The sequence below is a fragment of the Bacillus sp. GMa5/1 genome, assembly GCF_050172015.1.
In the GTDB taxonomy this organism is placed as follows: Bacteria; Bacillota; Bacilli; order Bacillales; family Bacillaceae_G; genus Bacillus_A; species Bacillus_A cereus.
In genome coordinates this window covers 1-6,296 of the sequence record NZ_JBNLYC010000209.1, presented here as the reverse complement: position 1 = coordinate 6,296, position 6,296 = coordinate 1, and the positions used below count along the sequence as shown (strand labels likewise).

The window sequence follows — 6,296 nt, the reverse complement described above, 5'->3', positions numbered from 1 at the left end:
TTTTCTTAAATAATAAAAGATATTTTAATTTAAAAGATTTAATGGCTAGATATGATATTTCTAAAAGTACCGCGTTGCGAGATATTCAATCATTGGAAGAAATAGGTGTACCCATATATTCTGAATTAGGTAGAAATGGAAGTTATAAAATTATAGAAAATAGTGTGTTATCGCCAATTTATTTTAGTGTGGATGAAATGTATGCGTTATACTTTTCAATTCTTACGCTAAATGGATACAAGACAAAACCATTTAATGTAGAAAGTATTGCGCTTGAAAATAAATTTAAACATGTATTACCTGATAATGTGAGTAAAAATATTTCAATTATGGAACGAACGCTTTCCTTTGAAGTAACAAATCATAGTAATTTTAGTCCGTTCTTAAAAGAAATTTTACAGGGAATTTTTGCTGAGCGAGTGTATCATTTAACATATTTAAAAAAAGGTGAGGAGCAAGCGTTGGTTGCCCAATTTATTCGAGTAGAATCTAAATTTGGCCAGTGGTATGCTAAAATCTTTAATTTTGAGACAAATAATGTTCAAATAATTAGATGTGATAAAATTCTTTCTATTGTGGAAACGAGCAATATTAATCCGAAAAATCTTGAAGAATTATTAAGTTATCTTACTACCTTTCACAGAAAGCCTGATGCAATTGATTTTAGCGTCATTGTTAATCAAAAAGGAAAGGACATTTTTGATAAAGAGAATTATCCTTCCATGAGGATGCAAAAGGAAAATGAAAATTACATTATAACAGGCTATTTTAACAAGCAAGAATTTGATTTTATTTCAAGTTATTTTATGAATTTCGGTGAAACGATTATTTCAATTCAGCCTGTTATGCTAAAAGAGTTAATCTATAATAAGGTGTTATCTATAAAGCAGCATTTAACTTCTTTAAGATAAAGTTAGTTTTAGTCATTTTTTGATATGAAAAAGCCCTTGCGATTTAAATATCCAAAGGGCTTTTTGGTGATTTTATTTGTTCTTTAGAAAAATTACTTTTGTGGAACAGAAAGACCATAGAAGAACATCGTAACGATATCTTTTATATGTTTTTCCCGATCTCCTTCAAGAAGTTGTGCTCCAAATTCATCACCTAATTTTGTAAACATTTGAATGTAAAGTAACATCATTTCTTTAGTAAGGTGTGGATTAATTTCGTTTTTGCGCTGAGCTCGTTCTAATATTTCTAAATACCAGGGTAGGATTTTTTCATTTTGATAACTATAAATAAACTTACGGAGTTCTTCGTCCCTTTGCATCATTTGTAGTAACATATCAGGTTGAAATAACCCGCCAGTATTCATTTTTCTTACAATCATTTTTTGCATCATATCATGAAAAGGTAATTTTTCTTCTGCAAGATCTTTATAATATTGAAATTCAGATATGATAAATTCTTGTATAAGCTCCCTAAATAACGCATCTTTACTTCCGAAATGATTATAAATTGTAACTTGAGAAACGTTGGCTTCTTTTGCGATATGTTCTATTTTCACTTCATTAAATCCACGTTCTGAAAATAATATGAATGCTGCTTCTTTAATGGCACGTTTTTTCTTTTCTTTTACTCTTTCAAAGCCGTTCAATGCAATCACCTCACTTAAAATATACAAGAAAAAATAATGGAAAACAATAATTTCGAAATATGAACTAATAAATATTTCAAAAAGTTGTTGCGAATATGGAAGATGAGGAGTACAATAATTTTGAAATATCACATATTAAATATTTCAAAAAATGAGGTGGAATTATGATTTCAGTTCAAGATGTCACAAAACAGTTTTCGAATGGAAAAGGTTTGTTTCATATTACATTTGATGTAAAAAAGGGAGAAGTATTTGGTTATTTAGGCCCAAATGGTGCTGGAAAATCAACGACGATTCGTAATTTAATGGGATTTATAAAACCGACAGCTGGTAAAGCGACAATTTTTGGATTAGATTGTTGGAATGAAGCAGCGAAAATTCAAAGGGAAGTTGGTTATCTACCGGGTGAAATTTCTTTTATTGAAGGAATGAACGGATTAGAGTTTTTAAAATTAATGCAAGGAATGCGTGGATTAAAGGATACAAAAAGACGAGATGAACTAATAGAGCGTCTGCAATTTGATGTGAAAACACAGATTCGCAAAATGTCTAAAGGAATGAAGCAAAAAGTAGGGATAGTTGCTGCATTTATGCACGATCCAGAGGTGTTAATTTTAGATGAGCCAACATCTGGACTTGATCCACTTATGCAGCAAGTGTTTATAGATTTAATATTAGAGGAAAAGCAAAGAGGAAAAACAATTCTTATGTCTTCGCATATTTTCACTGAAATTGAGAGAACTTGTGACAGAGTAGCTATTATTAAAGATGGTCGACTCGTAACGGTTGAAAATATTCACGATTTACAAAGTATGAGAAGACAGGTGATAGATGTAACAGTATCATCACAAGAAGAGATTGAGTCTCTTACAAAGTGTAATTTGCAATTTGAAGCGGTAAAAGGCAGAGAGGCATCTATCATTGTACAAGGAAACTATCAAACTGTTTTACAAACACTTTCAAACTACAATGTAACGGCACTTCAAACGAGAGCGATGGATTTAGAACATTTATTTATGCATTATTACGATAAGAAAGAAGGGATAACGCATGAATAAGCAATTATTTTTAGCTAGTTTGAAAGAAACACAAAAAAGTATTTTGAGCTATGCGTCTGGTGCAGCTTTATATCTGTGGTTATTAATTTGGATATTCCCGTCAATGGTATCAGCGAAAGGGCTAAATGAATTAATAGGTGCCATGCCTGATAGTGTGAAAAAAATCGTTGGTATGGAAAGTCCGATTCAAAACGTAATGGATTTTCTAGCGGGCGAATACTATAGTTTATTGTTTATTATCATTTTAACAATTTTTTGCGTAACAGTTGCGACACATTTAATTGCTCGTCATGTAGATAAAGGAGCAATGGCATACATGTTAGCAACGCCTGTATCTAGAGTGCAAATTGCGATTACACAAGCTGCTGTTCTCATATTGGGACTTCTGATTATTGTATCTGTTACGTATGTAGCTGGGTTAGTAGGTGCAGAATGGTTTTTACAAGATAATAACTTAAATAAAGAGTTATTTTTGAAGATAAATGTAGTCGGAGGGCTCATATTTTTAGTCGTTAGTGCGTATTCATTTTTCTTTTCTTGTATATGTAATGACGAAAGAAAAGCACTAAGTTATTCAGCGAGTTTAACTATCTTATTTTTCTTATTGGATATGGTAGGGAAGTTAAGTGATAAGTTAGAATGGATGAAAAACCTATCATTATTCACGCTGTTTCGTCCGAAAGAAATTGCTGAAGGATCATATAATATATGGCCGGTAAGCATAGGTTTAACTGCTGTAGCGCTTTGTATTTTTATCGTAGCGATTGTAGTATTTAGGAAGAGGGATTTACCGTTATAGAGTAGAAAGTCCACTGAGAAAGTGGGCTTTTTTTATTTGTAAATTTAAACTAATATGTTTATTGCATCCTTATAAAGGATATTTATCTTTTTAATTACAAAAATATTCAAAAAAGTGAACCTTTTTCTAGGTTCATACGTCTAATACATGTAAAGTTAAATTGGAAGTGATGAAGTGAGGATGAAGCAGGAGGAGCGATTGTGAAAGTAATCCCTTTATATAAAATGGTTATAAAAGAAGAAACGGATGTTTCTTTAGCGAAAAAAGGTGATCATGAAGCCTTTATAGCGCTTATACATACAGAAAAAGTGAAGATGTATCGAATAGCAAAGGCGATGTTACGTGATGAGACAAATATAGAGGATGCGATACAGACAACAATTTTAAAAGCCTATGAAAATATAAAAAAATTAAAAAAAGAAGAATTTTTTCAAACTTGGTTAATTCGAATACTAATAAATGAGTGTAACAATATTATTAGAGCGTATAAAAATGTAATTGTGACAGAAGAGAATGATTACAATATGAGTGCGTGTGATCAGTATGAAGATATAGATTTGTGTAATGCGATTCAATCGTTACATGAAGAATTAAGAGCTGTTACGGTGCTTTATTATTATGAAGATATGAATCAAGAGAGTATAGCAAAGCTATTAGAAATACCGAAAGGAACAGTGAAATCAAGATTATCACGCGCGAGGGAACAACTACAAAAACGATTAAAGATGGAATAGGGGGTGTAAAGGATGGATAATGAAAAATTATTTGATGAGAAATTAAAAAAGAGAATAAAAGATGAAAATGTTATAGTACCTCCAGAGTTAAATGAAAAGATTAATGGTACGCTACATAATCTTAAGGTAAAAAAGAAGAGTTACAAAATTCATATGATGATAATTAGTGCAGCGGTTTGTATACTTTCAGTGGTATCTATGTCTGAGTTTTCTATACAAAGTTTTGCGCAAAATGGTGGAGTATTTGAATATGTAAAGAAAAAAGCGTTTTCTGATTATGAAAATGAAGAAGAAATAAAATCGAATGTACATTATCCAGATAAAGAAAAGATTCATCAAAAAATGCTAGATTCTATTGATTATTTTAAAAATATTTCAGGACAATTTGAGGAATATTCTAGCTCATCAAGAATTGCTACAACATATAAGTATGCGATTGATACGGAGAAACAAAGAGGTATCTCTTCGAAAGAAGATAAACTAGCCAAAAAACGAACAATTATATATAACGAGGGCAAGAAAAAAGAGTTTGATGATGAGAAGTATACCTATAAAGAGACAAAATGGAACCCGAAAGAAAGAAACAATGAACTATTAAAATTAAATCCTACGGAAAGGTTAGTGAGAAAATCAGATGAGAAAAAGAGATATGATGATGAATATGTAGGGCTAGCTAAATATAGTATTCAATCAGAATTCGCAGATTTATTAATTCGATATAAAGATTGGAATTATAAAGAAACGAAATATCTTGGATTAGATTGTTACAAAATTGAAGGAGTTATAAACATAGAGATGCCAGTTAGCACCTCTGAAGATTTAAGAGGGAAATTCGAAATGGTTGTGGAGAAAAATACAGGGATTATGTTGAAATTTCTTAGTTTTCAAGAAGGCTTGATTCAATATTCAGTTACGACTGAATGGATACAAATAGATAAGGGATTGAAAGAAAGTATGTTTCAAAAGGATAGCGCTAAATATGAAAAAATGAAAAACATATTGGATCAATAGAAACAGGAGGAGAGTAAATGGGGAATCATTCATCTTTAAGAGAAGAGAAAAATAAGCAAAAATATAAAAAGAAAAAGATAATAAGTTTACTACTGGCGGTATTACTATTTGGTGGAATTGGCTATGGAGCCTATGTATATATGAAAACTTCTAGTCTTGTACAAAAATCTAAATTGAATTTAGCACGAGGTGAAAAATCCAATTTACGTGAGAAATCTGTAAAGCCAATTGCAAATCATGTTTCACTTTTAATTATGGGAATTGATGAAAATCAAGAACGACAAAAGGAATATAATGGTGCATTTCATACAGATGCATTATTGTTAGCGACTTTTAATAAAGACGATAAAACAGTGAAATTAACAAGCATACCGCGTGATACATATACATATGTTCCAGTTGAAAAGAAAAAAGATAAAATAACCCATGCATATGGAAGTGGTTTCGTTAAAAATGGTAAAGATGGAGGACCGCAAGCTTCTGTGGAAGCGGTAGAAAAATTGTTACAGGTGCCTGTTGATTATTTTGTGAAATTTAATTTTGGTTCCTTTACTAAAATTGTTGATGGGTTAGATGGTATTGAAGTGGATGTCCCAGTTGAATTTACGGAGCAAAATAGTAAAGATGAACCTGATGCGATTCATTTGAAAAAAGGATTACAAAAATTAAATGGGGAAGAAGCACTTGCACTAGCAAGAACGCGCCATATTGATAGTGATGCAATGAGAGGACAGCGCCAACAACTTGTTATTGAAGCGATTTTAAGTAAATTAAAAAGTGTAGGATCGATTACGAAGCTAGAAAAAATAGTTGAGGCGGTTGATGGCGATTTTAAAACAAATTTAGTAATGGATGATATTTTATCTTTTTATAAATACGGTTTAAACGGTTCAGTTGAAAAAATACAATTAGCTGGTGATGATTTATACTTACCTAATGGCCCAAACGGGCAACGTGTATATTATTATAATCCTAATAAAAAAGATCTACAAAGTTTAAGTAATACTCTTAGAACACATCTAGGATTAAGTGAAAAGCAAATTGAGGAGAATTAAAGCAGACGAAATGTCTGCTTTTTTATTTTTGTAGAAAAGATG

Annotated in this window: 7 protein-coding genes; 6 read left to right on the top strand and 1 reads right to left on the bottom strand. The window is 31.2% G+C overall.

All coding sequences use genetic code 11. From position 1 onward, the window contains the following. Window positions 1-911 (top strand): helix-turn-helix transcriptional regulator (locus tag ACQGSG_RS25500; RefSeq protein WP_426948302.1); only part of this gene is annotated, 911 nt, incomplete at its 5' end. Window positions 912-1,003: 92 nt separating this feature from the next. Here ACQGSG_RS25500 and ACQGSG_RS25495 read toward each other — a convergent pair. Continuing rightward, window positions 1,004-1,606, bottom strand: coding sequence for a TetR/AcrR family transcriptional regulator (locus ACQGSG_RS25495; RefSeq protein ID WP_325842479.1), 603 nt, complete (start codon window positions 1,604-1,606; stop codon window positions 1,004-1,006). A gap of 155 nt (window positions 1,607-1,761) precedes the next feature. On the opposite strand from ACQGSG_RS25495, the gene ACQGSG_RS25490 reads away from it, so the two are divergent. From ACQGSG_RS25490 to ACQGSG_RS25470, 5 genes are all read left to right on the top strand, one after another. Next, window positions 1,762-2,655, top strand: coding sequence for an ABC transporter ATP-binding protein (locus tag ACQGSG_RS25490; protein ID WP_000626582.1), 894 nt, complete (start codon window positions 1,762-1,764; stop codon window positions 2,653-2,655). Beyond that, the gene (locus ACQGSG_RS25485) at window positions 2,648-3,454 is read left to right on the top strand and encodes an ABC transporter permease subunit (RefSeq protein WP_001041438.1); all 807 of its coding nucleotides are present in this window, start codon (window positions 2,648-2,650) and stop codon (window positions 3,452-3,454) included. The genes ACQGSG_RS25490 and ACQGSG_RS25485 overlap by 8 nt, the downstream gene beginning before the upstream one ends. A 200-nt stretch (window positions 3,455-3,654) precedes the next feature. After that, on the top strand, window positions 3,655-4,188 hold the full coding sequence (locus ACQGSG_RS25480; RefSeq protein ID WP_016111142.1) for an RNA polymerase sigma factor: 534 nt from the start codon (window positions 3,655-3,657) through the stop codon (window positions 4,186-4,188). Between the two features lie 12 nt (window positions 4,189-4,200). Further along, complete coding sequence (locus tag ACQGSG_RS25475; protein WP_098926253.1) at window positions 4,201-5,199, top strand: anti-sigma factor; 999 nt, start codon at window positions 4,201-4,203, stop codon at window positions 5,197-5,199. Window positions 5,200-5,216: 17 nt separating this feature from the next. Continuing rightward, window positions 5,217-6,254, top strand: coding sequence for an LCP family protein (locus ACQGSG_RS25470; protein ID WP_098926254.1), 1,038 nt, complete (start codon window positions 5,217-5,219; stop codon window positions 6,252-6,254). The last annotated feature ends 42 nt before the right edge of the window (window positions 6,255-6,296 follow it).

What these genes read in the sequence shown, in the direction of transcription:
- ACQGSG_RS25490 (WP_000626582.1), top strand. Translation starts at nt 1,762, where the DNA reads ATGATTTCAGTTCAAGATGTCACAAAACAGTTTTCGAATGGAAAAGGT.
- ACQGSG_RS25485 (WP_001041438.1), top strand. Translation starts at nt 2,648, where the DNA reads ATGAATAAGCAATTATTTTTAGCTAGTTTGAAAGAAACACAAAAAAGT.
- ACQGSG_RS25475 (WP_098926253.1), top strand. Translation starts at nt 4,201, where the DNA reads ATGGATAATGAAAAATTATTTGATGAGAAATTAAAAAAGAGAATAAAA.
- ACQGSG_RS25470 (WP_098926254.1), top strand. Translation starts at nt 5,217, where the DNA reads ATGGGGAATCATTCATCTTTAAGAGAAGAGAAAAATAAGCAAAAATAT.